The following is a 26991-nucleotide window of genomic DNA, read 5'->3' as shown; positions in this document are numbered from 1 at the left end:
GTTTCGAAGCCCGGCAGTCCCGTCCCCGGCGTTCAACCCTCAAGCCGTCTTCTGCACCACCAGCCCCAGTTCCTCCACCATCGCTTCCCGCATCAGAAACTTCTGCGGCTTGCCCGTCACCGTCATCGGCAGTTCGGTGCGGAAGCGGATGTAGCGGGGGATTTTGTAGTGGGCGATCTGGCCGGCGCAGAAATTCTTGATCTCCTGCTCGGTGGCGATCTGGTTGGGCTTCAGCACGATCCAGGCGCACAGCTCCTCGCCATATTTGGCGTCGGGAATGCCGAACACCTGCACCTCCTTGACCTTGGGATGGCGGTAGAGGAATTCCTCGACCTCTCTGGGATAGACGTTTTCGCCGCCGCGGATGACCATGTCCTTGACCCGGCCGACAATGTTGCAATAGCCCTCGGCGTCGATGGTGGCGAGATCACCGGTGTGCATCCAGCCGTCGGCGTCGATCGCCTCGCGGGTTTTTTCCGCGTCGTCCCAGTAGCCTTTCATGACGGAATAGCCGCGGGTGCACAGCTCGCCCGGCGCGCCGACGGCGACGGTGGCGCCCTCGGCGTCGATGGCCTTGACCTCGACATGCGGATGGATGCGGCCGACAGTGGAGACGCGTTTTTCCAGCGGATCGTCGACGCTGCTCTGGAACGAGACCGGGCTGGTCTCGGTCATGCCGTAGGCGATGGTCACCTCTTCCATATGCATCAGCGTCACCACCTTCTTCATCACCTCGATCGGGCATGGTGAGCCCGCCATGATGCCGGTGCGCAGGCTGGAGAGATCGAAGCTGGTGAAGTCGGCGTGGTCAAGCATGGCGACGAACATGGTCGGCACGCCGTAGAGGCCGGTGCAGCGTTCCTGCGCCACCGCCTTCAGCGTCGCGCCGGCGTCAAAACCCTCGCCAGGAAACACCATGGTCGCGCCCTTGGTGACGCAGCCCATCGTGCCCATCGACATGCCGAAGCAGTGGTAGAGCGGCACCGGGATGCAGAGCCGGTCGTCGACGGTGAGCTTGGTTGCCGCGGTGACGAAATTGCCGTTGTTGACGATGTTGGTGTGGGTCAGCGTCGCGCCCTTGGGCGCGCCCGTCGTGCCCGAAGTGAACTGGATGTTGATGGCTTCGCCCGGCTTCAACCCTTCGGAGATGCGGTCGAGGCTGTCATGCTCGTCACGGCCGGCCATCGACAGCACGTCGGCGAAATTGAACATGCCGGGCGAGTTGTCATCGCCCATGCGGATGACGATCTTCAGCGCCGGCAATTTCTGCGCCTTGAGCTTGCCGGGGGTGGCCTTGGCGAGCTCAGGCGCCAGCGTCTCGATCATGCCGAGATAGTCGGAGGTCTTGAAACTGGCGGCGGTGACCAGCGCCTTGCAGCCGACCTTGTTGAGGGCATATTCCAGCTCCGTCAGCCGGTAGGCCGGGTTGATGTTGACCAGGATCAGGCCGATGCGAGCGGTGGCGAATTGGGTGACCAGCCATTCCCAGCGGTTGGGCGACCAGATGCCGACACGGTCGCCTTTTTCGAGGCCGAGCGCCAGGAAGCCGGCGGCGAGCGTATCGACCGTGTCCGACAATTCGCTCCAGGTGAAGCGCTTGTCCTGGCCGACGAAGACGGCAGCATCCTGCGTGGCGTATTTGCTGACCGTGCCGGAGAAAAGCTGAGGGATCGTCTTGTCGAGCAGCGGCGGGGTGCGCTCGCCGGAGACATGCGCGCGGCCGTCGAGCGGAGCGATGAAAGCCCTGCCGCGCCCGCGCAGATTGGTGGCGTTCTTGAGCTCGTCGAGATTGATCGCCATCGCCGTTTCCTCCCGGGATATGGCGAGCCTATCAGCCTGATGGGATGGTGGAAAGTAGAGGCGGTTCCCCTCCCCCTCGCGGGGAGGGTGCCTCGCGAAGCGAGGCGGGTGGGACCCTCGGCGAAGTGCTCGACTTCCTTGCTCACGGTCGACCCGGCTTGGGTCGTCTCGCGTCGAGCACTGCCGGAGCGACCCCACCCGTCCATCCGCCTTTGGCGGCTGTCCACCCTCCCCTCAAGGGGGAGGGAGCGCGCTCATCTTCGCGGCTATTTCCCGCACTAGCGCCTCATCCGCAGCAGCACGATCTTTCCTGGCAGCCACGAGGCAGGCCTGCGACTTCAGCACAACCCCATCGGCCAGCACCTTGAGATGGTTGGCGCGTAGGGTCGAGCCGGTGGTGGTGATGTCGACGATGACATCGGCAAGGCCTGCCGCCGGCGCGCCTTCGGTGGCGCCGAGGCTTTCGACGATGCGGTAAACCTGGATGCCGTGCTTTTGCGAGAAGAATTGTTGCGTCAGCCGCCAATATTTGGTTGCGATCCTCAGCCGCCTGCCGTGGCGCTGGCGGAAATCGGCGGCGACATCGTCGAGATCGGCCATGGTATCGACGTCGAGCCAGATGGCGGGCACCGCGACCACGACATCGGCATGGCCGAAGCCGAGGCGAGCGACGATTTCGGCGCGCGCCTCCCAGTCGGCGAGGTTTTCGCGCAGCAGATCCTCGCCGGTAATGCCGAGGTCGACCGAACCTTGCCCAATCTCGCCGGCGATTTCGGACGCCGACAGGAACGCCACCTCGATGCCCTCAGTGCCGTCGATGCGGGCGCGGTACTGGCGCTCATCGCCGGGCAGGCTGACGGCAAGCCCGGCCCTGGCCAGTACCTCCACGGCCTGCTCCTTGAGCCGGCCTTTCGATGGGATCGCCAGCGTGATCATTGCGGCTCTCCCCGCAGCGCTTCGATGCGGTCGAGCCAGACAGAGAAGCCGACGCCGGGGATCGGCGTCTTGGCGCCGAGCAGGGTCAGCAGCCGGTCGTAGCGACCGCCGCCGGCCAGCGGCCGCTCGCCACCAAGTGCTGCGATCTCGAAGACGATGCCGGTGTAGTAATCCAGCGGACGGCCGAAGGCAGCGTCGTAGCGGATCGTCTTTGCAGGCAGGCCATGTGCCTCGATGGCTTTGGCGCGGGCGGCGAATTTTTCCAGCGCCGCGCCCAGCGAAAGCCCGGCAGAGGCCGCAAAACTTTCGAGCGCAGCACTCGCGCCGTAGAGCGGCACGTCGATGGCGAGAAAATCCCTGAGCGCCGCAAACGCTTCGTTCGACAACCGCACGCTGCGCAGTTCGGCCTTTTCGATCAGCCGCCGGGCAATGTCGGCGGGCGCGCGTCCGCCGGATGCCAGCAGGCCGGCCTCTTCCATGCCGCCGGCAATGTGGGCGGAAAGCGCTTCGAGATCGCCATCGAGGACAAGGGCCGCGACTTCGCCGTCAAGCTGACCGTTGCGTGGCGGGTTGGCGAGATCGGACAACGCTGCCTGCAGCATCGGCGCCGAACCGAAGGCGCGCGCAAGTCGCATGCGCCAGCCGCGCGGCAGGCCGAGGGCCGCCAGCACCGCCTCGAAGATGGTCTGGTCGCCGAGCGTGATCGCAAGAGGTTGCGCCGGCAGCACCAGCTGCAGCAGCGCATGCGCATCGGCCAGCGAACGCGCATCGGCCTTGGCCGTATCGCGGTCGCCGAGATCCTCGATGCCGGCTTGGAAAAACTCGTTGCCGCCCTCGCGGCGCTGGCGGAACACTTCGCCGAGATAGCTATAGCGGCGCGGCGTGCCGGCCTGCGAGGCGATGTGGTCGAGGCAGACGGGGATGGTGAATTCCGGCCGCAGACACAGCGTCTTGCCGGTCTCGCTTTCGGTGAGGAAGATGCGGCGGCGCAAATCCTCGCCGGCCATGTCGAGGAACGGATCGGCCGGCTGCAGCACGGCGACCTCCACCGCATGGGTGTTGCGGGTGGCGAAGAGCTTGGTGATTTCGGATGCGATGGCGGGGCGGGAGGTCATGGGCGGCGCGAGGCACCCCCCTCTGGCCTGCCGGCCATCTCCCCCTCAAGGGGGGAGATTGGCAGCTTACGGCGCAGCGCCTCTTCTTCACCGGCGGAGATTGGCGAAAGCCTACGCAACATCCAATCTCCCCCCTTGAGGGGGAGATGGCCGGCAGGCCAGAGGGGGGCGTTCAAGCGCCACCCTTCGCACGGTCAGCGGCCTGCGCAGCCAAAATCTTCTTCACCTCGGCGACCAGCTCAGCCTCCGGCACCGTGACCTGTGCCGGTCTTGCGGCGCGCCATTCGGCGTTGTCGGTGATCTCAGCCGACATCCGCGCGCCTTCGATCAGATCCTTGATCTGCAGCTCGCCCTTGGCGCGCTCATCGCCGCCCTGGATAACGGAGACCGGGCTGCCGCGGCGGTCGGCATATTTCAGCTGCGCCTTCATGCCGGCGCCGCCGAGATACATTTCGGAACGGATGCCGGCGGCGCGTAGCTCTGCGACCATCTTCTGGTAGCGGCCAAGGCTATCGGTATCCTTGTCCATGACCAGCACGACGACCGGCGCGATGACATCGGTGGGGTCCAGCTTGCCGAGGTTCTTCAGCGCCGTCATCAGGCGGGAGACGCCGATCGAAAAGCCGGTAGCCGGCACCGGCTCGCCACGGAAGCGCGAGACCAGCCCGTCATAGCGGCCGCCACCGCCGACCGAACCGAAGCGCACGATCTGGCCGTCTTCGTTGGGGATTTCGGCGAGCAATTCGGCTTCGAAGACCGGGCCGGTGTAGTATTCGAGGCCGCGCACGACGGAGCGGTCCATGGCGATGCGATCTTCGCCATATCCGGCCGCCCTGACCAGGGCTTCAATCGTCGCGAGCTCGCCGACGCCTTCTTGGTAAGTCGAGTTCGAGCTCACTATGGAAACCTGGTCGACCTGTGCGTTCCTTGCCGTGGCGAGAAGAACTGCTTCAGCTTGCCCGTCGTCCAAACCAGCGCCCTTGGCGAAGTCGCCCTCGCCTTCCTTGCCGCCATCCCATCGGCCCGGCCCAAGCAGAAGCTTCACGCCTTCCGGCCCGAGCTTGTCCAGCTTGTCGATGGCGCGCAGCACGGTCAGCCGGCGGCCGGCATTGTTGTCACCGCCAAGGCCGATCGCCTCCAGCACGCCATCCAGCACCTTGCGGTTGTTGACCCGGATGACGTAGTCGCCACGCTTGATGCCAAGCGCTTCCATCACGTCGGCCATCATCATGGCCATCTCGGCGTCGGCTGCGACGCCCGGCGTACCGATCGTGTCGGCGTCGAACTGCATGAACTGGCGGAAGCGGCCCGGGCCGGGCTTTTCGTTGCGGAACACCCAGCCGGAGCGGTAGCTGCGATAGGGTTTCGGCAGCTTCTCAAAATTCTCGGCGACGTAGCGCGCCGTCGGCGCGGTCAGGTCGTAGCGCAGCGACAGCCACTGCTCATCATCGTCCTGGAAAGAAAATACGCCCTCATTAGGCCGGTCCTGGTCGGGCAGGAACTTGCCCAGCGCATCGGTGTATTCGATCAGCGGCTGGTCGGCCGGCTCGAAACCGTAGAGCTCATAGACCGAACGGATCGTGGCCATCATCTTCTCAACGGCGCGGATATCTTCCGCGCTGCGGTCGGCAAAGCCGCGCGGCAGCCGCGCTTTCGTCTTTTCCGATTTGTCGGCCATGGGATGGGTCTTTTCGCTTAGTAATCGATGACTTGTTTGGAGTGGGCGTGTCCTAACCGAAGCGGCTTTGTGCGGCAAGGGTTTGCGCTTTTTCCTTCTTCTCCGAAACAAAACGCACCAAAAGGAAACAATTCCGCGATCGGCGCGGCATCGTGCCGACACAATCAGAGCCGATAAGCGCGCCGAAACAAAGGGTTGGGGCCATGACTGCGGCACACAAGTTCGACATCAGAGACGACGGCCTGCATGAAGTCCGGCTGCGGCCGGCCGAGAGCCGTGCGCAGGTGACGGCGAGCCTCGGTCCGTTTGAGGTCACCGCCGACGAGCGCAAGGGTTCCACCATGCGCGAGGCGCTGATGACCGGATTGCTGGTGATTTATCCGGCCTTTGCGGCACTGGCGGCGATTGTGGCGGGATTGTTCCTGACTGGCGCCAGCGGGACGTGAGTTCCTTACCCTCCCCCTTGTGGGGAGGGTCGACGCGTAGCGTCGGGGTGGGGGTGCGGCGCCAAGATACCCCCACCCGCGCCTTCGGCGCGACCTCTCCACAAGGGGGAGGTAGGGGGACAGCGCCCTACTTCGGCCTCTTAAAGGCCTTGCGTTCCTTCTCCACCTGCTCCCGGCACACGCAGCCTTCGAGATGGTCGTTGACCAGACCCATCGCCTGCATGAAGGCGTAGACCGTCGTCGGGCCGACAAAGGTCCAGCCGCGCTTTTTCAACTCCTTCGAAATCCTGATCGAGACCCCTGTCGTCGGGTTGGCGCGTAGATGCGCCATGTCCACCACCGCCGGCCGCTCCTCCGGCCCCGGCTCGAACTTCCAGAACCAGGCGGCCAGCGAACCGAACTCGTCGACCATTTCGCACGCCCGTTTGGCGTTGTTGATGGTCGAGACGATCTTGGCGCGGTGACGGATGATGCCGGCATTGGCGACCAGGCGCTCGACATCCTCGTCGGTGAAGGCGGCGACCTTGTCGAAGTCGAAACCGGCGAAGGCCTCGCGGAAATTCTCGCGCTTGCGCAGAATGGTCAGCCAGGACAGGCCGGACTGAAAGCCTTCGAGGCAGATTTTTTCGAACAGCCTGCGGTCGTCGGCGACCGGCCGGCCCCATTCATGGTCGTGGTAGTGCAGATAGACCGGCAGATTGCCGTGCCAGAAGCAGCGCGTGATCCCGTCGGAGCCGGTAAGCAGTCCGGTGTTGTCTTGCGCCATGGCCAATCCATCCGTTAACGCGCTTTCGCGCTGCATTTACCGCGGCTTTACCAGATTCCTGAACCCGGCGGTAACCACACCAAAAGGTTTACTGACAAAGCGGCATTTTACGCATTCCGATTCATGTTTCGGTTGCCGCTTCGCGCCAAGGATCGCGCAACCGGGGGCAAGTTCCGCCTCCGTCCGTTCGACGATCAAGGTGCGTTCCGATGAAGATCTTTTTGCGTTCCGTGCTCGGCGCCGTGGCCATTCTGGCCGCCGGCGTCACCTCGTCTGCCGCCAACGACCGCTATGCCGACAGGCCGCCGGTGATGGTGAGCCCCGACCTTTCCGCACCCTGGGTGCTGCAGCTTGGCCGGGCGCCCGGCATCGTGCGGCAGAGCCGACAGATGGTCCAGCAGCCGCGACTTCGCTATGCGCAGCCGGCGCGACCCGATCGGGTGCGCACTGCTTCCGTGCAGGCGCCGGCCAAGCGCGTGGTGATGCGGCCGCAGATCAATCCGCTCTATCTGCCGCAGGAAGTCGCCTATGACGGCCCGCAGAAGCCGGGCACGATCGTCATCGATACGACGCAGAACTTCCTGTTCCTGGTCGAGAAGAACGGCAAGGCGCGGCGCTATGGCGTCGGCACCGGCAAGCCTGGGTTCGAATGGTCTGGCACGCACAAGATCACCAACAAGCGCGTCTGGCCGGACTGGCGCCCGCCAGCGGAGATGATCAAGCGCGAGGCTGCCAAGGGCCGCTACCTCCCGACCTATCTGGCCGGTGGCGAAGAGAATCCGCTAGGCGCCCGCGCGCTCTATCTCGGCACGACGGAATACCGCATCCACGGCACCAACCAGCCATGGACCATCGGCGGCTCGGTATCTTCCGGCTGTATCCGCATGCGCAACGAGGACGTGGTTGACCTTTACGAGAGGGTCAATGTTGGAACGACCGTGGTCGTGATATAGTCGGCTACCGAATCATCTGGTTCAGAAGGCTAGACCTTCAGGGATCGGGAAGAGTTTACGGGGGACGGGCCGTGTGGGGATGCGGCCAGTCAGGAAAGGGCAGCCCGGGAAGCCGCGCTGCCCTTTCTCTTTGCGGCTATAGCTGAGCCAGGCTGCGCCAGAACGTCGCGCCAGGGGGATGACGGTTCGCTTTCACGCTGCCTTGCCGCATTTCCCCTGCTATAGGGACGGCCAAACTCCCCTGCGCCAAACTCGCTGCAAAGGTTCAGCCATGTCTCCGCCAGACGATAGCCGCTATCTCCGGGGCGGCCCGGTCGCCCAGCGCATCATGGCATCCGTGCGCGAGGATGCCGCCATCGCCACCGCCGAAGGTTTTCCGCCCAAGCTGGTGTCGATCACCGTCGGCGATACCGCTGCCGTCGATGTCTATGTGCGCAACCAGCGCGCCAAGGCCGCGCTTGCCGGCATCGGTTTCGAGGAGCGGCGGTTCCCCGCCGACATCAGCGCCGGCGAACTCGAGGCGGCGATCCACGGCCTGAACGCCGACCCGCGTGTCACCGGCATCATCATCCAGCGGCCGGTGCCGGCGCATATCCCGATCAAGACGCTGCAAGCGGCGGTGCATCCACTGAAGGACGTCGAGGGCATGCATCCGGCGTCGATCGGCAATATCGTCTACAATCAGCTCGACCTCGCGCCTTGCACGGCTGCGGCCTCGGTCGAGCTGCTCAAGGAAACCGGCCTCGACCTCAAGGGGCTCGAAGTCGTCGTCGTCGGCCATTCCGAGATCGTCGGCAAGCCGATTGCCTTCCTGCTGATGAGCGAAGGCGCAACGGTGACGGTGTGCCATCACATGACGCGCTCGGTGGCGGCACATGCGCGCCGCGCCGATGCGCTGTTCGTCGCCGTCGGCAAGCCGCGGCTGATCAAGGCCGACATGGTGAAGCCCGGTGCGGCCGTCATCGACATCGGCATCAATTCCGAGATCGGCCCGGACGGCACGAGCCGCATCGTCGGCGACGTCGACACCGAGAGCGTGAAGGAAGTCGCGTCCTGGATCACGCCGGTGCCGGGCGGCGTCGGCCCGATCACTGTGGCGATCCTCTTGCGCAACACAATGGTCGCGCTCAGCCGCCAGCGCGCGCGCTACCAGGCGACGTATGGCGTGGTGGACCGGCTGGCAGCGGAATAGCTGCTTACTCGGCGGCGACCAGGTTTCCTTCGGAGACGCCCTCCGGCTTCGGACCACCATAGGCCCAGTCGAGCAGCTTGATCGTGTGCACCACCGGCAGCTTCGCGGCGGAAGCGATCTGGGTGATGCAGCCGATGTTGCCGGTGGCGACGATTTCGGCGTCGGTCGCCTCGATGTTCTTCACCTTGCGGTCACGCAACCTTGCGGAAATCTCCGGCTGCAGGATGTTGTAGGTGCCGGCGGAGCCGCAGCACAGATGCCCCTCGCGCGGTTCGCGCACGACGAAGCCTGCCTTGGACAGCAATTCCTTCGGCTGGCGGATGATCTTCTGACCGTGCTGCATCGAGCAGGCGGAGTGATAGGCGACGACGGTGCCGGGTTTGCGCACCGGCTCGGGCAGGTCGAGGCTTGCGAGATATTCGGTAATGTCCCTGGCCAGCGCCGAGACCCGCGCGGCCTTGTCGGCATAGGCCGGATCGAGGCGCAGCATGAAGCCGTAGTCCTTGATCGTTGTGCCGCAGCCGGACGCGGTGATGACGATGGCATCGAGCCCGCCCTGGTCGATGGCACGCGTCCACGCATCGACATTCTGCCGGGCCGAGGCAAGGGCTGCTGCCTCGCGGCCCATATGATGGACCAGCGCGCCACAGCAGGCTTCGCCCTGCGGCACCACGACCTCGACGCCAAGCCTGGTCAGCAATGCAATCGTCGTCTCATTGATGGCGGGGTCGAGCACCGATTGGGCGCAGCCGGTGAGGATGGCGACGCGACCTTTCTTCGTCCCCTTGCCAGCATGGACGCCGGGAGAGGCCATTGGCGAGACCGTCGGGATCGAGGCCGGTGCCAGCTTCAGCATCGCGCTGAGCGGCTTCAGGGCCGGCACCTTTTCGAACAGACCAATGAACGGCTTGCCCAGTCTCGCCAGTTTCAGCGCGGCACGAAAGCGCCCGGGATAGGGCAACACGAAGGCCAGCATGGCGCGGGTGAGCCGGTCGAGCAGCGGCCGCTTGTAAGTTTCCTCGATATGGGCGCGGGCATGGTCGACCAAGTGCATGTAATTGACGCCCGACGGGCAGGTCGTCATGCAGGCGAGGCAGGACAGGCAGCGGTCGATATGGGTGACGATCTCCTTGTCGGCCGGGCGGCCATTCTCCAGCATGTCCTTGATGAGATAGATGCGGCCGCGCGGCGAATCCAGTTCGTTGCCAAGCGTCACATAGGTCGGGCAGGTGGCGGTGCAGAAGCCGCAATGCACGCATTTGCGCAGGATCTTCTCCGATTCCGCGACATGCGGATCAGCAAGCTGGGCAAGGGAGAAGTTAGTTTGCATTATCTTAGCCTTGGGCCATGCGGCCGGGATTGAGGATGGACTTGGGATCGAACTCGGCCTTGAGCCGTGCCGACAGTGCGGCCATATGCGGTGCCTGCGGCTCGAACACCGGAACGGCGGCGCGATGCGAAGGGGTGGCGCGCACCAGCGTGGCGTGGCCGCCGCCAAGCTTTCTGATCAGCCCGCGCAGCAGGGCGGCCTCGGGATCGCCCTCCTCCATGCGCAGCCAGACCAGCCCGCCCTGCCAGTCGTAGAAGGCGCTGACACCGATCTGCATGCGCAGCGTCAGCACCATCTGATGGGCCTGAGACGGCGCCATGGAGACGCGCCAGACCGGCTTTTCGCTACGGTCGGCGAATGGCGTGCAGTCCCTTATGTCACGCCAGAGGGAATGCGAGGCCTCGCCTGCAATCTCCTGCAGCGGGCCCGCATTTTTGAGCAGGGTTTTCAGTGCCTCGATGCGGTAGGCGACCGAAGGGCCGAAGCCTTCGACGCGCAGCAGCGTTGCGGCGTCGGCCCCGAGACTGCCGCCGGCAACGCGCGCGGCGGTGCGCTCGGGCAGATGGGCGGCGCTCGACACTTCGGCGCTGGAGCCTAGCGCCAGCGCCATGGCGGCAGCCGCCGCATCGTCGAGCAAGCCGCGCACGGCAAGCGTCACCTCGATCTCGGCCGCCGGCAGCACCTTGAAGGTGACATCGGTGAATACAGCCAGCGTGCCCCAGCTGTTGGCCATCAGCTTCGACAGATCGTAGCCGGTAACATTCTTGACGACGCGGCCGCCTGATTTGAACGCTTCACCACGACCGGCAACCGCGTTGATGCCAAGGATATGGTCGCGCGCGGCGCCCGCCTTCAGCCGGCGCGGGCCGGACAGGTTGGCGGCAAGCACGCCGCCGATCGTGCCTCTTCCCTTGATACCGCCGAACAATGGGCCGTAGTCCATCGGCTCGAAAGCAAGTTGCTGGCCGTTTTCGGCGAGCAGGTTTTCGATCTCGGAAAGCGGCGTGCCAGCCTTGGCCGACAGCACCAGCTCGGCCGGCTCGTAGAGGGTGACGCCGGTGAGCTTCGAAAGATCGAGCGTGTGTTCGCTCTGGTGTGGCCGGCCGATGCCGCGCTTGGAGCCGTGGCCGATGGTTTCCAAAGGTGTCTCTTCCGCCGCCGCCCATTGGACGATGGAGAGGGTCTCGGCCGATGTGGTGGGAGTGAAGGTCGTCATGGCGAAGATGGGTCGAGTTCCTTCGCGCCCCCCTCTGTCCTGCCGGACATCTCCCCCTCAAGGGGGGAGATCGGAAGTCGCGTCCGATTTCGCCAATCTCCGACCTTGAAGGAAGGGTAAGGCGCGCAAGCTGCCAATCTCTCCCCTTGAGTGGGAGATGTCCGGCAGGACAGAGGGGGGTGTTCACGCGCCAACTTAGCCACTCAAAACCTCGGAATGTCCGGAAACGCCACCTGGCCGCGATGCACGTGCATGCGCCCAAGCTCCGCGCAGCGGCGCAGTTGTGGAAACACCTTGCCGGGGTTGAGCAAATGATTGGGGTCGAAGGCGCATTTGACGCGCATTTGCTGATCGAGGTCGATCTGGTCGAACATTTCAGGCATCAAGTCGCGCTTCTCGACGCCGACGCCGTGCTCGCCGGTCAAGACGCCGCCGACCTTGACGCAGAGCCGCAAGATGTCGGCGCCAAAACTTTCCGCCTTGTCGAGTTCGCCCGGCACGTTGGCGTCGTAGAGGATCAGCGGATGCAGATTGCCGTCGCCGGCGTGGAAGACATTGGCGACGCCAAGGCCGTATTTTCCCGACAGTTCGCGCATGCCGGCGAGCACACGCGGCAATTCCTTGCGCGGGATAGTGCCATCCATGCAGTAATAGTCGGGCGAGATGCGGCCGACCGCCGGGAAGGCCGCCTTGCGGCCGGCCCAGAAACTCAGCCGCTCCTGTTCGGATTGCGAGATGCGACAGGTGGTGGAGCCGTTCCTATAGGCGATCGCTTCGACGAGACCGATCAGGTGATCGACCTCGACGCCCGGCCCGTCGAGTTCGACGATCAGCAGCGCCTCGACATCAAGGGGGTAGCCGGCATGGACGAAATCTTCCGCGGCATGGATCGCCGGCCGGTCCATCATCTCCATGCCGCCAGGGATAATGCCGGCGCCGATGATGTCGGCGACGCATTGGCCGCCCTGCTCGCTGGTCGGAAAGCCGATCAGCAGAGCGCGGGCCGTCTCCGGCTTTTTCAGGATGCGCACGGTGACCTCGGTGACGACGCCGAGCAGGCCTTCGGACCCCGTCATGACGCCGAGGAGATCATAGCCTTCCGAGTCCAGATGATTGCCGCCCAGGCGCACCACCTCGCCGTTCATCAGCACCATCTCGATGCCGAGCACATTGTTGGCGGTCAGGCCGTATTTCAGGCAGTGCACGCCGCCGGAATTTTCCGCGACATTGCCGCCAATCGAGCACGCGATCTGGGAGGATGGGTCAGGGGCGTAGTAAAAGCCCTCCTGCTCGACGGCAATGGTGATGCCAAGATTGGTAACGCCTGGCTGAGCGACGACGATGCGGTCGGGATAGTCGATGGCCAGAATGCGGTTAAAGCGGCTCATGACCAGCAGCACGGCATCCTCGAGCGGCAGCGCGCCGCCCGACAATGAGGTTCCGGAGCCGCGCGGCACGACACGGATGTTGCGGTCGTTGCAGTATTTCAGCACCCGCGACACCTGCGCCACCGTTTCCGGCAGCACCACGACCAGCGGCAATTGCCGGTAGGCGGTGAGGCCGTCGCTTTCGAAGGCGCGCATCTCATTGGTGGCGTCGACGACGCCCTCGCCCGGCACGATGATGCGCATGTCGGCGACGATCTCCGCCCGCCTTCGCATAGTGGCGTCGTCTGGCTTGGGCATGACAAGGCCGGACATCGGCGGCGTTCTCCGCTTGGCTGGTAAAAATCTTTTACCAATTACATTCGGATGTTGCAAACACCGCGTCGGGCAAAGAGCGTACTGCCCGCCTTCCGCAGCGGCAATCTGCCGCTATTCACCCTCCCCCTTGTGGGGAGGGTCGCGAACGCAGTGAGCGGGGTGGGGGTCCGCGCGACGAAAGCTCTTTACGAGCACCCCCACCCCGATCCGCTATGCGGATCGACCCTCCCCACAAGGGGGAGGGTAAAGTGCGCTCCTACTCCCCCGGATGTTTCGCCGGCTCGGAGTGCATCCGCCTCACTCGCCGCACCCCCCACCAGACCAGCACGATGGCGACCGGCACCGAGGCGGCGGTGACGACTTCGGGCGCAATGGCATGGCCGAAGATCGAGGCGCCCTTGGCAAGGTAGGAGATCAGACCGACGACATAGTAGGACACTGCTGCCACCGACAGGCCCTCGACCGTCTGCTGCAACCGCAGTTGCAGCCGGGCGCGGTTGTTCATCGACGCCAGCAGATCGCGGTTCTGCTTCTCGACCTCGACATCAACCCACGTGCGCAGCAGCGTCGTGGCGCGGGTTAGTTTGCGCGACAGGTTGGCCTGGCGCTCCTCGACCGAACGGCAGGTGCGCATGGCAGGCGCCACCCGCCGCTGCAGGAAGCCGCCCCAAGTGTCGTAGCCGGGCACGGCTTCTTCGTCCAGCGCCTCCAGCCGCTCGACAACGATGCCGTCATAGGCGCGGCTGGCGCCGAAGCGATAGAGGCTGGAGGCGGCATCGGCTTCCAGCTCGGCGGCAAGCTCGGTCAGGTCGGCGAGCAGCGTCTGGCTGTCGCGGGTTTCAGTGACCTTCATTTCCAGCGTGGTCTGCGCCAACCGGTCTTCGATGCGGCGGGCGCGGCTCGACAGGGTCAGCGCCAGCGGCAGGCCGAGCATGGCAAGCGTGCGGTAGGTCTCGACGTCGATCAGCCGCTGCGACAGCGCGCCGGTCCGCGCCGGCGTCAGGCCGCGATCAAGCACCAGGATGCGGGTCAGGCCGTCGCCGTCCTGGCGGAAATCGGTGACGATGGCCGCATTGCCGCGCTCGACCAGCGAATAGCAGAGGCTCGTCGGGTCGAAGGCCGCAATCAGCTTCTCGCTTGCCGGCGTCCATTTGCGGATCTCCAGCCTTATGCCTGAGATCACCGTTCCCGGCGGCGAGAACCCGTTGCCGAAAGGAGAATCCTCCTGCGCCCTGCCGCTTTCGGCAAGCGGCCCTTCCCAAAGATAGGTCGAGAATTCCGTATGCCGCTCCCAGCGCAGCGTGCCCTTGCCCCACTTCATGGCGTGGTGGCGGGCATGACGGTCGGGCGCCGCGATGCCGAGGCGCCGCGACAGTTCGGAGAGCACGGCCATGTCGACGCCGGAGCCGCCCTCGGTCATGAAGGCGAGTTGCACAAGCACGCGCGGCTTCTCGATCAGCGGATGCGGCCGGGCATGGACCTCGCCGATCGCGCCGGGCCGTCCCTCATGCGCGGGAAAGCCCATCACGCTGCCCTGGGCGCGCGGCTGGAATTCGAGGTTGGACGTCTCGTCCGACACGGTGGTCCCCCTGTTCTCGACCCTTCGTGTGATGGCGTCCTCTAAAGGCAATCCATGAGGCGCGTAAACACCAAAGTCTAGCATCGTAGGTCCTGCCGGCGCGACGCGCAGACCGACCCGATTGGGCAAATTGGATAAATAATTTGACCAGTTGGCGACGCTGGCTTTATCTTGCGCGACGCCGGTTCAATTTCCCAGGCCCCCGTTGAGCGATATTTTCTCCAGGATCGAGCATTCGCGCACCGCCGACGAGGTGGTGCAGCAGATCGAAAGCCTGATCCTTGAAGGCGTGCTGCGCACCGGCGACCGGCTGCCGGGCGAGCGCGAGCTGGCGCGCCAGTTCGACGTGTCGCGGCCGATCCTGCGCGATGCGCTGAAGGCGCTGGAAGGGCGCGGGCTGCTGATCACCAAGGCCGGCGGCGGCACCCATGTCGCCGACGTCATCGGCCAGTTGTTCACCAAGCCGGTGACCGACCTCATCTCGATGCACCGCAAGGCGGTGACCGACTATCTGGAATACCGCCGCGAGATCGAAGGTGTTGCGGCCGAATATGCGGCGCGGCGCGCGACAGCGGACGACATTGCGCTGCTCGACCGCATCATGGCGCGCATGGACGAGGCGCACCGCACCGGCGATTTCGACGACGAGGCGGAAATCGACGTCGAGTTCCACCATGCTGTGTGCGAATGCGCGCACAACATCATCCTCTTGCACACACTGCGCTCCTGCTACCGGCTGCTGTCTGAAGGCGTGTTCCAGAACCGGCTTCTGGTGTTCAGCGTGCCCGGAGCGCGCGAGGCGCTGCTGGCCCAGCACGGCGCGATCTACAAAGCCGTGAAGGCCGGCGATCCTTCAGCTGCCCGCCAAGCGGCGATGGACCATATCTCCTATGTCGAGCGCTCGATGCTCGAGGCCGAACGCAGCGGCGACTGGCAGCGCGTGTCGCGGCTCAGGCTTAAGCAGCGCTCCGACGCCGACGACGGCTTCAAGACGACTGGCTAACGAGGAACCACCATGAGCGACATCCTCACCATTGCCGATCTCAAGGACCTGGCGCGCCGGCGGGTGCCGAAGATGTTCTACGACTATGCCGATTCCGGCGCCTGGACCGAAAGCACCTACCGCGCCAACGAGGAGGACTTCCAGAAGATAAAATTCCGTCAGCGCGTACTGGTCGACATGAGCAACCGCTCGCTGGAATCGACCATGATCGGCGAGAAAGTGGCGATACCGGTGGCGCTTGCCCCAACTGGAATGACCGGCATGCAGCATGCCGATGGCGAGATGCTGGCGGCGCAGGCGGCAGAGGAATTCGGCGTGCCGTTCACGCTGTCGACGATGAGCATCTGCTCGATCGAGGATGTCGCGTCGGTGACGAAGAAGCCGTTCTGGTTCCAGCTCTACGTGCTTCGCGACAAGGATTTCGTGCTCGACCTGATCGACAGGGCGAAGGCTGCAAAATGCTCGGCGCTGGTGTTGACGCTCGACCTGCAGATCTTGGGGCAGCGCCACAAGGATGTCCGCAACGGGCTGTCGGCGCCGCCCAAGATGACGCTGGCCAACATTGCCAACATCGCCATGCGGCCACGCTGGCTGATGGGCATTGCCGGCACCAAGCGCCGCACCTTCCGCAACATTGTCGGCCATGCCAAGGGCGTCGGCGACGTCGCTTCGCTGGCATCGTGGACGACGGAGCAGTTCGACCCGCATCTGTCGTGGAAGGATGTCGCCTGGATCAAGGAACGTTGGGGCGGCAAGCTGATCCTGAAAGGCATTCTCGACAAGGAGGACGCGCTGATGGCGGTCGAGACCGGCGCCGACGCCATCATCGTTTCCAACCATGGCGGGCGCCAGCTCGACGGCGCATCGTCGTCAATCATGGCGCTGGAAGAGATCGCCGATGCCGTCGGCGACAGGATCGAGGTGCATATGGACGGCGGCATCCGCTCGGGCCAGGACGTGCTGAAGGCGCTTTGCCTCGGCGCCAAGGGCACCTATATCGGCCGCCCGTTCCTGTACGGATTGGGCGCCATGGGCAAGCAAGGCGTGACCCTGGCGCTGGACATCATCCGCAAGGAGATTGACATCACGCTGGCACTGTGCGGCAAACGGCTGGTGACCGAGATGGGCAAGGACCAGTTGCGGCGATAGGGTCTTGTTCACCGATTAGACCCTAGCCTCGCTGGATCACGGAGACGAAGCCGCCTTGACCGAGACCGGCATCCACTACCTCGACGCGCGCGCGCCCGATGGCATGCGCCTCTATGCGATCGGCGACGTGCATGGCCGGCTCGATCTGCTCGCCGCCATGCATCGCCGCATCGAGAGCGAACTCGAATACAAGCCGACCAGCGATTGGCGCGTCATCCACCTCGGCGACTATGTCGACCGCGGACCAGAGTCCAAGGGCGTCATAGACTTCCTGATCGAGGCACAGAAACGCGATCCACGGCATCTGATGCTCGCCGGCAACCACGATATCGGCTTCCTCGATTTTCTCGACGAGCCTGACCCGGAAGGGCTGTTCATCCGTTATGGCGGCGTGCAGACGGCACGATCCTATGGCGTCGACCTAGCGGGACACGCAAGCTGGTTCGGCAAGGCCGAGGCGTTACGGCGGGGACACCAGGCACTCGTCAATGCTGTACCGCAAGCGCATGTCGACTTCCTGCGGTCGCTGCAATTGTCACTGATATCAGGTGATTTCTTCTTCTGCCATGCCGGCGTCAGGCCTGACGTGCCGCTGGCGAGCCAGAGCCCGCAGGATCTGGTCTGGATCCGCGACGTCTTCCACAACCATCCAGGGCTTTACCCGAAGGTGATCGTGCACGGCCACACACCAGTGCCGGAGGCGGAGGTGATGCCGAACCGCGTCAATGTCGACACGCTCGCCTGGCAGTCAGGCATGCTCAGCGCGCTCGCCGTGGACGGCGCGGACAAGCGAATCCTGACTGTGCAGGGAAAAGCGTTTTAGCGAAGCGCGGCGGTAACGCCGTAGCCGTCGACGGCCTGATGGTTGTTGGCCGCATCGGCGGAATAAATGCCGAGACCGCACAAAACGATGGCAGACAGCATGACAAAGGACAGAAGCGCTGCTTTCACGGACGTCATCTCTAGTTGAGCTTCCTGCATCTGGGCACGAGGCGGTTACCAATGGGTTGAAACCGAGAATTCGTCTCAAAGTTTCGACGATTTCGCGCTTGTAGGTCGATTCTGTTTCGGCGGTGTGTCGCGCGGATCACACAGAAGGTTCATCGCGGTTGCATTGCCGATGCATAGCGCGCGCCTTGTAGGATGGCGTTCGGCCACAAACCAAGGACGAAAGAAGTTGTCCCGGCAGATTCCCCGCCGCGTGCCAATTATGCAACGGATAGAGCGGTTCGCCGCTACGGCGAACCGCTCTATCCTTTTATCTGACGCAATTTCGGACGGAAAACCGCTTCACACTTTTCCTGGAATTGCTGACTGCGCGCGGCCAGTCTCAGATCGTCGCCACCCAGGCGCGGGCAATGGCCAAGCCCGCGGCATCAGCCTCGGGGCCGTTGAGAGCCATTTCGCTGTCGAGGCGATCGTGCCAGTCGGGATGGCGATCGGCAATCAGCGGCGCGAAGGACGTGCTCCAGTCCCTCACCATCGGCCGGTCGGCCTCGAAATGGAACTGGAAGCCGTAGACGGCGCGGCCGATACGGAACGCCTGGTTCTCAGCAATTTCGCTGCCGGCAAGCCGCACCGCATTTGACGGCAGCGCGAAAGTGTCGTCGTGCCATTCGAAGATGGGGAAATCCTGGGGAAGTGCGCCAAGCACCGGATCGGTTCTGGCGTCCGGCGTCAGCGATACCTTGTGCCAGCCGAATTCCGAGGCGGCGCCGATCTGGTTCTCACCGCCGAAAGTGCGGGCAACCAACTGGCTGCCCAGGCAGATACCGAGAACCGAGCGATCCTTGGCGGCGAAATCGCGGGTCAGTTCGAGCAGCGCCGGGAAATACGGGTAGTCATCGTCGGCCAGCGCATTCTGACCGCCGCCAAGCATCACCATGGCATCGTGTCCGGTCGCGTCGTCCGGCAGCGCATCGCCCTTGTAGGGCCGGCGCAGGTCGAGATCGGCGCCGGCTTCGGCGAGCGCGGCACCAACCTGGCCAAGGCCGGTGTTGTCGTAGTTCTGGACCACCAGCACCCGCATCGCAAAACCCTGCTGACATGAAATGACGCGACGAGCGATATCATGTCGCCCGTATTGCAGCCAAGATGCGTATTCGGGAGAGAGCTATGCCACTGCAGAACCGGGTCGATCCGTTCGGCGCCATCCATGCCATATCCGAGCGCGGCCTGTTCACCGGCAATCGCGGCATCATCCACGATCCTGAGACCAAGACGCTGCTGAAAAAGCGTTGGGCCTTGCCGGCCTGGATCATCTGCGTCTGCCAATTCCGCAATGTGCGGCGCGAGCCGATGGGCAGGAACAGGAGAAGTGACGATCAATTGGGCGGCAAGGCCGGCTGGACCGAACTGTTCTTCCTCGACGAGGTGACGGCGCTGGCCGCCGGGCACCGTCCCTGTTTCTATTGCCGGCGTGAGCGAGCCACGGATTTTGTCGGGCGTTTCGGCAAAGTCTTCGGTGTAAACGAACCGCGCGCGCCAATGGTGGACAAGCGGCTGCACAAGGAGCGGCTGGCTTCCGGCGGCAAGCCACCTGATGTCACCATGGGAGAGCTTGCCGAATTGCCGGACGGAGCGATGATCGCGGATGGCGGCTCGGCCTATGCGCTGCGCGGCGGCAACGCGCTGCCCTGGTCGTTCGCAGGCTATGGCGATGCGGCGGCCTTCGACAGCCTTGCCGGCCGGTCGCTGCGCCTGCTCACACCGGCCACGACCGTTTCGGTGCTGCGGCACGGTTTTGAACCGGTGTGGCATCGTTCCGCCGAGACTTGACGCCAGGCACCGCCTCCCCCATTCCTCGGCGATGCGCGCCAATTACAAGATGCAGCGGCTGTTCGTGCCGGACGACCTCGCGGCAGGCATCGAATTCGATGCCGGCCAGCAGCAGAGCCATTATCTCACGCATGTGCTGCGGCTCGGCGAAGGCGCCGAGATCCTGGTCTTCAACGGCCGCGACGGCGAGTGGTCGGCGGCGATTGCCACCAGGTCGAAAAGGGCGGTGCGGCTGAAGGTGCTGGCCTCGCAGAGACCGCAACCGCCCCTGCCTGACCTGATCTATTGCTTTGCGCCGCTGAAACAGGGCCGGCTCGACTATCTCGTGCAGAAGGCGGTCGAGATGGGCGCCGGCATCCTGCAGCCGGTGATCACCCAGCACACGCAAGTGGCAAAACCCTCCATCGACCGGCTGCGCGCCAATGTCGTCGAGGCGGCCGAGCAATGCGGCATACTGGCGGTGCCGGAAGTGCGCGAGGCCGAGAAATTCGAGCGCCTGCTCTCCGGCTGGGACAAGGAACGCCGGCTTATCTTCTGCGACGAGGATGCCTCGACCAACAACCCGCTGCCGGCATTGCAGGCAATACCTGAGAGGAAGCTGGCGCTGCTGGTCGGGCCGGAAGGCGGCTTTTCCGATGACGAACGCAAGATGCTGCGGGCGCTCCCCTTCGTCACTGCCATCCCGCTCGGACCGCGCATCCTGCGCGCTGACACAGCAGCTGTAGCGGCGCTTGCGGTGATGCAGGCGACGGTCGGAGACTGGTAAGAAGCGTAAAGATCAATTCCTGTTGACCTGTGGCTCAGGATTTTTCGCTTGATCGGCTGCTGACATTTCGTCCATTTAGCGCCGGCGGGCTCCGAGAGCCGCAGAGGGGGCCCCATGGCGCGCGACACAACCGATTTCCGGCCAATCGAAGGCATCGACGAACTGGTCGAACATCTGGCCGAAGGCAACAAGCCGCGCGACAAGTGGCGCATCGGGACCGAGCACGAGAAGTTCCCCTTCTATGTCGACGGCAACGCGCCGGTGCCCTATGGCGGCGAGCGCGGCATCCGCGCCATCCTCGAAGGCATGCAGCAAAAGCTCGGCTGGGACCCGATCATCGATGACGGCCGCATCATCGGCCTGGTCGAGCCGACCGGCCAGGGCGCGATCTCGCTCGAGCCGGGCGGCCAGTTCGAGCTGTCGGGCGCGCCGCTGGAAACGATCCACCAGACCTGTCGCGAGGGCAATGCGCATCTGGCGCAGGTCCGCGAGATCGCCGAGCCGATGGGCATCCGCTTTCTCGGCCTCGGCGGCAGCCCGAAATGGTCGCTGGCCGAGACGCCGAAAATGCCGAAATCGCGCTACGAAATCATGACCCGCTACATGCCCAAGGTCGGCACCAAGGGTCTCGACATGATGTATCGCACCTGCACCATCCAGGTGAACCTCGACTTCGAAAGCGAAGCCGACATGCGCCGCAAGATGCAGGTGTCGCTGAAGCTGCAGCCACTGTCGACGGCGCTGTTTGCCAACTCGCCCTTCACCGACAGCCGGCCGAACGGACTGCAGAGCTGGCGCGGCGACATCTGGCGCGACACCGACAACCAGCGCTCGGGCCTGCTCGAATTCTGCTTCTCGCCCGAGTTCGGCTTTGCCGACTATGTCGAATGGGCGCTCGACGTGCCGATGTATTTCGTCATCCGCGACGGCCACTATCACGACATGACGCACATCACCTTCCGCCAGTTCATGGCCGGCGTTGCCCGCAATGAAGTACCGGACGGACTGCCCACCATGGGCGACTGGGCGAACCATCTGTCGACCCTGTTCCCTGACGTCAGGCTGAAGCGCTTCCTCGAAATGCGCGGCGCCGATGGCGGGCCGTGGCGCCGCATCTGCGCGCTGCCGGCCTTCTGGGTCGGGCTGCTCTATGACGAGGCCGCGCTCGACGCCGCCGAGGCGCTGACTTCGAGCTGGACCTATGAAGAAACGCTGGCGATGCGCAATGCGGTGCCGGAACAAGGCATTTCCGCGCCGTTCCGCAACACGACGCTGCGTGAGATCGGCCGCGATGTAATGACCATTTCGCGCCTTGGGCTGAAAAATCGCGGCAGGAAGAACCGCGACGGCTATGACGAGACCTCGTTCCTCAACACGCTGGACGAAGTCGTGGCGCGCGGTACCACCAGTGCCGAGGAAATGCTGTCGGCCTACCACACGCGCTGGGGCGGCTCGATCGAGCCGGTGTTCATGGAATATGCGTATTAGCGTGGCGCCTTGAGCAGCGGCAAAAGCCGCTTCAATCGAACATCGAAACGAACTAGGTTCTCCCTCGAGGATTTCCGGGAGGAGAAACCGATGCCTACCTTGTTCGACATATTGGCGCAGGCGCAGAACGGCAACGGCATGCAGGCGCTTGCCCAGCAGTACGGGCTTTCCATGCAGCAGACGCAGGCGGCTGTCGCCGCTCTGCTGCCGGCCTTCTCGCAAGGGCTGCAACGCAACACCGCCGATCCCTATGGGCTCGGCGCCTTCATGACGGCGATGGCGAGCGGCCAGCACGCCAAATACTTCGAGGACGCGACCAGGGCTTTCTCACCGCAAGGCGTCAATGAGGGCAATGGCATTCTGGGTCATCTGTTCGGCTCGAAGGAGCTGTCGCGCGCGGTGGCCAGCCAGGCCGCGCAGGCGACCGGCGTCAGCCAGCAGATCCTGCAGCAGATGCTGCCGGCCATCGCTTCGATGGTGATGGGCGGATTGTTCAAGCAGACGACAAACCAGTTGACCGGGGGTCAGATGCAGGCCGCCGGTGGCTTCGGCGGCGGCAGCAATCCGCTCGGCGAGATCATCGAACAGATGATGCGGCAGGCGGGCGGCGGGGCACAGCCCGCGCCGCAGCCAGCACCCAATCCTTACGGTGAGAACCCGCTGGGCAAAGTGCTGCAGGACATGTTCGGCGGCGGCGCCCAACAGCCGCAAAGCCAGCCGCAACAGGCGCCCAACCCCTATGGCGACAATCCGCTGGGCAAGGTGCTGCAGGATATGTTCGGCGGTGGCGCGGCACAGCAACCGCAGGGCCGGCCGCAGCAGCCAACACAGCCGCAACAGACACAGAGCCCTTACGGCGACAACCCGCTGGGCAAGATTTTTGAAGAGATGATGCGGCAAGGCGGTGGTGGCGGCTTCGGCCTGCCCGGTGGGCATTCGGCGCCGCAGCAGCCGCAAGCACCCCAGCCGCGACAGGCACCGCAGGAGCGCCAGGCGCCGCAACCGCAGGCCAATCCGAGCGGCAGGCCACGCAATCCGTTCGACGATATTTTCGGCAAGATGTTCGAGACTGGCGCCCAGCAGCGCGACGACTATCAGAAGGGCGTGGAAACGATCTTCGACCAGTTCAAGCGGGACATGGACCGGCGGTAGTTGGCGGTAGTTGGCGCTAACCTTCGCGGCTTCGGAGCAAGGAACGAAGCGAGCGGCGCAGACCGCACGATGACGACGGAGCTTTAAAAGAAAAGCCCGGTCCTGGAGGAGGACCGGGCCAGTGTGCAGGCTGGCCGGCGGGGAACCGGCAGGGAGTGGGGAGCCTGCTATACTCGTTGGTCGCGGCGAGCCTGAGAAAGGTTCACGGCAACCGAAACAATGCGCCCGATATCACGCTATCTGGCGGGCGAGATCTTCGATCGTATCGGCACGATCGCTCGCAATCGCACGCAGCTTCACGGTCGGATCGGCGCCGAACGGCACATCGATGGCGACATGGAGGTCCGCGCGCGTCAGGCCGATATCGGCGAGTTCGGCGTCCGACATCTCGCCGAGGCGATAGAAGGCCCGGCGATTTTTCCAGGCCTGGTAGGCATTGAGAAGGGTGTTGGCCACGCGCGTCGCAACGGCCGGACGCGAGGTGATGCGCGAGGTCTCGGTGGCGAAATCAAACGTGGTCATGTCGGTCTCCTTCAGACTCGAACTGGACAAGACCAGGCGATCGGCGCTGGGGACAGCGGCCGTTCCGGTCTCGATTCACATGCCTTCATGTGGACAATGTGAATTTGCCACGCACCGATTGATTAATCCAACGAATGTTTCTAATCTTTAGCATCAACGCTACTGATGGATTGGACCGATGAAAGCGCCACTCGATCTCGACCAGTTGCAGACCTTCATCTCGATTGCCGATACCGGCAGCTTTACCCGCGCGGCCGAGGAAGTGCTGCGCACGCAATCGGCGGTGTCGATGCAGATGCGCCGGCTGGAAGAGCGGATCGGCAAGCCGCTGTTCGAAAAGGACGGCCGCACCAACAGGCTGACCGAGGAAGGCGACAAGCTGCTCTCCTACGCGCGCCGCCTGCTCTATCTCAACCGCGAAACGCTGGCCGCCTTCGATGACCAGCGGCTCGAAGGCACCATCCGCATCGGCACCCCCGACGACTATGCCGACCGGTTCCTGCCCGAAATCATGGCACGCTTCACACGGTCAAACCCGCGCGTCGAACTGACCGTCATCTGCGAGCCTACGCCAGGCTTGGTCGAGCATATCAAGCGCGGCAATCTCGATCTTGCGCTGGTGACGCACAACGATACGCGCGGCCAGTCGGAAGTGGTGCGGCGCGAGCCGCTGCTATGGGTGACCTCGGCCAACCATGCCACGCACGAACAGGAAGTGCTGCCGATGGCCTTCGGCCGGCCGAACTGCATCTGGCGGCGCGCCGCCGTCGATGTGCTCGACCGGCAAAACCGCGACTATCGAATCCTGTTCACCAGCTTCTCGGCCACCGTCATCACCGCCGCGGTGCTGTCGGGGCTGGCGATCTCGGTGCTGCCGGAATGCGCGCTGCGGCCCGGCATGCGAGTGCTGGGCGAAGCCGACGGTTTTGGCGCCCTGCCCGACTGCCGCATCGGCATCATGCGCGGCCAGACCTCGCGTCCCGAAATCGTCGACGCTCTGGCCCGACACATCTCGGAAAGCCTCGACAATATTTCCGTGCCGCTCGGCGAAGAAACGGGAAGCTTCGATTTCGCCTCGCTCGCCTTCGCCAAGATGAAGCGGAGCAAGCCGAACCAGATCCTGCCTGGCTGGTAGGAACGATCAGGCCGACGCTGCCGCCTCCGTCGTTGCGTTGGCCGACGACAGGCCGGGCAGCGCCACCAATTGCGCCGGCTCCAGCGGCGGCGACAAGAGGTAGCCCTGCAGCTGCTGGCAGCCCATGGCGACCAGCAGCGCCTTTTGCACCTCGGTCTCTACGCCCTCGGCGGTGACCTCGACCTTGAGCGCGCCGGCGAGATCGATCAGCGCCTTGACGATGGCGCCCGAATTGCCGTCGCCGTCGAGAAGCCGCACGAAGGAGCGGTCGATCTTGAGCTTGTCGATGGCATGGCGGCGCAGATAGCTCAGCGACGAATAGCCGGTGCCGAAATCGTCGAGCACAATGCCGACGCCCGACTGGCGCAAGGCTGCCAGAGCCGCTCTGGTGGTGTCGTTGTTTTCCAGGAGAACGTTCTCGGTGATCTCGAGCTGCAGGCGCTTCGGCGCCAGTCCCGTTTCGGCGAGGATCGAGGCAACCTCTTCGGCAAAGCCGGCGTCGCGCAATTGCAGCGGCGAGACATTGACGGCGAGCCACGGCAGTTTGGTCTTCACGGCGAAGCGGCAGGCTTCCAGCAGGGCCCATGCGCCGAGCTGCCCGATCATGCCGCGTTCCTCGGCGATGGCGATGAACTGCGCCGCCGGCAATGCGCCATGGACCTCATGCGCCCAGCGGATCAGCGCCTCGGCGCCGACAATGGTCTTGCCGTCGCTGGCAAAGACCGGCTGGTAGGCGAGCTTGATACCGGTGCCGCCGTTCAGCGCGCTGCGCAGCTCGCTCTCGACCTTGCGCTTGCGCAGCAAAAGGTCGTCCATGTCGCCGGCGAAGACCTGGTAGCGGCCACGGCCGTTCTTCTTGGCTTCGTAGAGCGCGATGTCGGCCTTGCGCAGCAGATCGTCTGCATCGGCATCAGGGCCTGTCGACAAGGCTATGCCGATGCTGGCGCTGATAAAGACCTGATCGTCCATCAGTTTGAACGGCTCCTGCAGTTTCTGCAGCACCCTCTCGGAAATATCCTCTGCGTTCCTGACGTCGCGGACATCGATCAGGATCACCGCGAATTCGTCGCCACCCAGTCTTGCCACCGTGTCGACGTCGCGAACCGTATGCTGAAGCCTGGCCGCCGTCTGGCGCACGAGTTCGTCGCCTGCCGGGTGACCAAGCGTGTCGTTGACATGCTTGAAGCGATCTAGATCGAGATAAAGCAGCGCGACCTTGCTTTCATTGCCGGAGGTAAGCAAGGCACGCCGCAACCTGTCCTCGAACAGTGCCCGGTTGGGCAGGCCGGTGAGCGTGTCGTGAAAGGCGAGATATTGCGCCTGGGCCTGGCTGGTCTGCAGCGCCGATGATGCTCGGCGCAGACGCCGGAGCAGAAAGGCGAGCACGCTCGCCGCAACCAGCGCGGCCAGAGCCAGGGCCGGGCTGGCCTTGCCCACCAGCGTCAGGCCGGGCCGTTCCTGGTCCCAGGCAATATAGCCGAGGATGACACCCTGTTTGTCGATAAGCGGAATGGCAGCCGAGCCAAGCGGCTGAGCCATCGGCAGGAGATGCGCCCCCGCCAGCAGATATTTCTGCGCGATCTTGCCGATCACCGCGTCGTTGATGAACTCTATGGAGACATGCAGATATTCGCTGCCGGATGCCTGGGTGACGCGATCCGAACTCGGCACCAGAGGCATGACGCTGAGTATGGCAGGCTGACCGCCAAGCGAGACCAGATCGTCGGCAACGAATTTTGCGCCGGCCTGGCTTGCGTCCTTGCTCATCATCTGGCGCAACCTGGCGATTGTCGGCCGCAAAGCGGGTTCGTCCTCGCCAAAGACGGCAGGCGACACGACCTTCCCTTCGCGCATGGCGTGGACCGGCCGGTTGGCGTCGTCCAGCACATAGACCCGGTTGTGGCCGTAATACGAGGACATCCAGACGCTGAGATTCTCTGCCATCCAGGTCTGGTTGCCGGCCTTGGCGTTGATAACGGAATCATCCCAGACGGCGACGCTTTCCTGCTCGCGCTTTACCGCGGCGATCTGGTCCTGCAGGCCGTTGGCCAGGAAAACCTTCTGCCGCTCGAGCGAGACCCGGTCGGCCTGCATGGTGGCGTAAAGGCCGAAGCCGACAACGATGGCCAGTGCAAAAACGGCAAGCGTCAGCACCGTCAGGGTGACCTGGAACGTCAACGGGCTGCGTTGTTTGCGGGCGCTCATGCGTCCTCCTTGGCCCAGAGTCAATCAGGACAGGCTTAAGATCAAGTTATGGAATCTTGACGCGGAGCGACAACAGCCG

Annotated in this window: 24 protein-coding genes; 11 read left to right on the top strand and 13 right to left on the bottom strand. The window is 64.2% G+C overall.

The annotated features are described in order from the left end of the window. Nucleotides 1-39: 39 nt before the first annotated feature. The 4 genes from ACYG9Z_RS19220 to hisS form a co-directional block, all read right to left on the bottom strand. On the bottom strand, nt 40-1800 hold the full coding sequence (locus ACYG9Z_RS19220; RefSeq protein ID WP_023751742.1) for an AMP-binding protein: 1761 nt from the start codon (nt 1798-1800) through the stop codon (nt 40-42). A gap of 234 nt (nt 1801-2034) precedes the next feature. Next, nucleotides 2035-2736 (bottom strand): ATP phosphoribosyltransferase, encoded by a 702-nt coding sequence (gene hisG / locus ACYG9Z_RS19215; protein WP_023692339.1) that lies wholly within the window; start codon nt 2734-2736, stop codon nt 2035-2037. Further along, a complete protein-coding gene (locus ACYG9Z_RS19210) occupies nt 2733-3851 on the bottom strand; it encodes an ATP phosphoribosyltransferase regulatory subunit (protein WP_023751741.1) in 1119 nt (372 codons plus the stop codon). The genes hisG and ACYG9Z_RS19210 overlap by 4 nt, the downstream gene beginning before the upstream one ends. Before the next feature lie 172 nt (nt 3852-4023). After that, nucleotides 4024-5529 carry a histidine--tRNA ligase gene (gene hisS, locus ACYG9Z_RS19205; RefSeq protein WP_460222837.1) on the bottom strand — a complete coding sequence of 502 codons (1506 nt, stop codon included), beginning with the start codon at nt 5527-5529 and terminating at the stop codon, nt 4024-4026. Between the two features lie 203 nt (nt 5530-5732). On the opposite strand from hisS, the gene ACYG9Z_RS19200 reads away from it, so the two are divergent. Continuing rightward, on the top strand, nt 5733-5975 hold the full coding sequence (locus ACYG9Z_RS19200) for a hypothetical protein (RefSeq protein ID WP_023681830.1): 243 nt from the start codon (nt 5733-5735) through the stop codon (nt 5973-5975). Between the two features lie 127 nt (nt 5976-6102). On the opposite strand, the gene ACYG9Z_RS19195 is transcribed toward ACYG9Z_RS19200, so the two are convergent. Beyond that, on the bottom strand, nt 6103-6741 hold the full coding sequence (locus tag ACYG9Z_RS19195; protein WP_023715643.1) for a DNA-3-methyladenine glycosylase I: 639 nt from the start codon (nt 6739-6741) through the stop codon (nt 6103-6105). A 209-nt stretch (nt 6742-6950) separates the two neighbouring features. Here ACYG9Z_RS19195 and ACYG9Z_RS19190 point away from each other — a divergent pair, with 209 nt between their 5' ends. Both ACYG9Z_RS19190 and ACYG9Z_RS19185 read left to right on the top strand, forming a co-directional pair. Further along, nucleotides 6951-7694 carry a L,D-transpeptidase gene (locus tag ACYG9Z_RS19190; protein ID WP_023715642.1) on the top strand — a complete coding sequence of 248 codons (744 nt, stop codon included), beginning with the start codon at nt 6951-6953 and terminating at the stop codon, nt 7692-7694. 271 nt (nt 7695-7965) lie between these two features. Next, nucleotides 7966-8886 carry a bifunctional 5,10-methylenetetrahydrofolate dehydrogenase/5,10-methenyltetrahydrofolate cyclohydrolase gene (locus ACYG9Z_RS19185; RefSeq protein ID WP_023670547.1) on the top strand — a complete coding sequence of 307 codons (921 nt, stop codon included), beginning with the start codon at nt 7966-7968 and terminating at the stop codon, nt 8884-8886. A 4-nt stretch (nt 8887-8890) separates the two neighbouring features. Here the strand turns inward: ACYG9Z_RS19185 and glcF are convergent, their stop codons facing one another. From glcF to ACYG9Z_RS19165, 4 genes are all read right to left on the bottom strand, one after another. After that, nucleotides 8891-10216, bottom strand: a complete 1326-nt coding sequence (gene glcF, locus ACYG9Z_RS19180) for a glycolate oxidase subunit GlcF (RefSeq protein ID WP_023750649.1) — start codon at nt 10214-10216, stop codon at nt 8891-8893. Between the two features lie 4 nt (nt 10217-10220). After that, a complete protein-coding gene (locus tag ACYG9Z_RS19175) occupies nt 10221-11432 on the bottom strand; it encodes an FAD-binding protein (RefSeq protein WP_023715640.1) in 1212 nt (403 codons plus the stop codon). Nucleotides 11433-11635: 203 nt separating this feature from the next. After that, nucleotides 11636-13132 (bottom strand): FAD-linked oxidase C-terminal domain-containing protein, encoded by a 1497-nt coding sequence (locus ACYG9Z_RS19170; RefSeq protein ID WP_352545948.1) that lies wholly within the window; start codon nt 13130-13132, stop codon nt 11636-11638. A 259-nt stretch (nt 13133-13391) separates the two neighbouring features. Next, complete coding sequence (locus tag ACYG9Z_RS19165; RefSeq protein WP_023686827.1) at nt 13392-14714, bottom strand: DUF3422 family protein; 1323 nt, start codon at nt 14712-14714, stop codon at nt 13392-13394. 205 nt (nt 14715-14919) lie between these two features. On the opposite strand from ACYG9Z_RS19165, the gene ACYG9Z_RS19160 reads away from it, so the two are divergent. Genes ACYG9Z_RS19160 through ACYG9Z_RS19150 form a run of 3 tightly spaced genes read left to right on the top strand, consistent with a single transcriptional unit; the run spans nt 14920 to nt 17689 of the window. Then, nucleotides 14920-15717, top strand: coding sequence for an FCD domain-containing protein (locus ACYG9Z_RS19160; protein ID WP_023695102.1), 798 nt, complete (start codon nt 14920-14922; stop codon nt 15715-15717). Nucleotides 15718-15729: 12 nt separating this feature from the next. After that, nucleotides 15730-16866, top strand: coding sequence for an alpha-hydroxy acid oxidase (locus tag ACYG9Z_RS19155; RefSeq protein ID WP_023751996.1), 1137 nt, complete (start codon nt 15730-15732; stop codon nt 16864-16866). A gap of 55 nt (nt 16867-16921) precedes the next feature. Then, nucleotides 16922-17689, top strand: coding sequence for a metallophosphoesterase family protein (locus tag ACYG9Z_RS19150; protein WP_023715637.1), 768 nt, complete (start codon nt 16922-16924; stop codon nt 17687-17689). Here ACYG9Z_RS19150 and ACYG9Z_RS19145 read toward each other — a convergent pair. Further along, nucleotides 17686-17826 carry a hypothetical protein gene (locus ACYG9Z_RS19145; protein WP_006206855.1) on the bottom strand — a complete coding sequence of 47 codons (141 nt, stop codon included), beginning with the start codon at nt 17824-17826 and terminating at the stop codon, nt 17686-17688. The two genes, ACYG9Z_RS19150 and ACYG9Z_RS19145, sit on opposite strands and share 4 nt — an antisense overlap. Before the next feature lie 370 nt (nt 17827-18196). Then, nucleotides 18197-18895: a type 1 glutamine amidotransferase gene (locus ACYG9Z_RS19140; protein WP_023751995.1), complete on the bottom strand. Its 699-nt coding sequence runs from the start codon at nt 18893-18895 to the stop codon at nt 18197-18199. An 86-nt stretch (nt 18896-18981) separates the two neighbouring features. Between ACYG9Z_RS19140 and ACYG9Z_RS19135 the strand changes: the two genes are divergently transcribed. The 4 genes from ACYG9Z_RS19135 (at nt 18982) to ACYG9Z_RS19120 (ending at nt 23050) form a co-directional block, all read left to right on the top strand. Next, nucleotides 18982-19644, top strand: a complete 663-nt coding sequence (locus ACYG9Z_RS19135; RefSeq protein WP_023715635.1) for a hypothetical protein — start codon at nt 18982-18984, stop codon at nt 19642-19644. 31 nt (nt 19645-19675) lie between these two features. Continuing rightward, on the top strand, nt 19676-20410 hold the full coding sequence (locus ACYG9Z_RS19130; protein WP_023715634.1) for a 16S rRNA (uracil(1498)-N(3))-methyltransferase: 735 nt from the start codon (nt 19676-19678) through the stop codon (nt 20408-20410). A gap of 114 nt (nt 20411-20524) precedes the next feature. Continuing rightward, on the top strand, nt 20525-21898 hold the full coding sequence (locus ACYG9Z_RS19125; protein ID WP_023670558.1) for a glutamate--cysteine ligase: 1374 nt from the start codon (nt 20525-20527) through the stop codon (nt 21896-21898). A 90-nt stretch (nt 21899-21988) separates the two neighbouring features. Next, on the top strand, nt 21989-23050 hold the full coding sequence (locus tag ACYG9Z_RS19120) for a DUF937 domain-containing protein (RefSeq protein WP_023681842.1): 1062 nt from the start codon (nt 21989-21991) through the stop codon (nt 23048-23050). Nucleotides 23051-23281: 231 nt separating this feature from the next. Here the strand turns inward: ACYG9Z_RS19120 and ACYG9Z_RS19115 are convergent, their stop codons facing one another. Next, a complete protein-coding gene (locus ACYG9Z_RS19115; protein ID WP_023670560.1) occupies nt 23282-23572 on the bottom strand; it encodes a DUF1127 domain-containing protein in 291 nt (96 codons plus the stop codon). Nucleotides 23573-23750: 178 nt separating this feature from the next. Here ACYG9Z_RS19115 and ACYG9Z_RS19110 point away from each other — a divergent pair, with 178 nt between their 5' ends. Further along, nucleotides 23751-24707, top strand: a complete 957-nt coding sequence (locus tag ACYG9Z_RS19110; protein ID WP_023695095.1) for a LysR substrate-binding domain-containing protein — start codon at nt 23751-23753, stop codon at nt 24705-24707. 6 nt (nt 24708-24713) lie between these two features. Here ACYG9Z_RS19110 and ACYG9Z_RS19105 read toward each other — a convergent pair whose 3' ends face one another. After that, a complete protein-coding gene (locus ACYG9Z_RS19105; protein WP_023751994.1) occupies nt 24714-26912 on the bottom strand; it encodes a bifunctional diguanylate cyclase/phosphodiesterase in 2199 nt (732 codons plus the stop codon). Nucleotides 26913-26991 lie beyond the last annotated feature (79 nt).

It is taken from the genome of Mesorhizobium sp. RSR380A (genome assembly GCF_054719385.1).
This window is presented reverse-complemented; position numbering and strand designations above follow the sequence as displayed.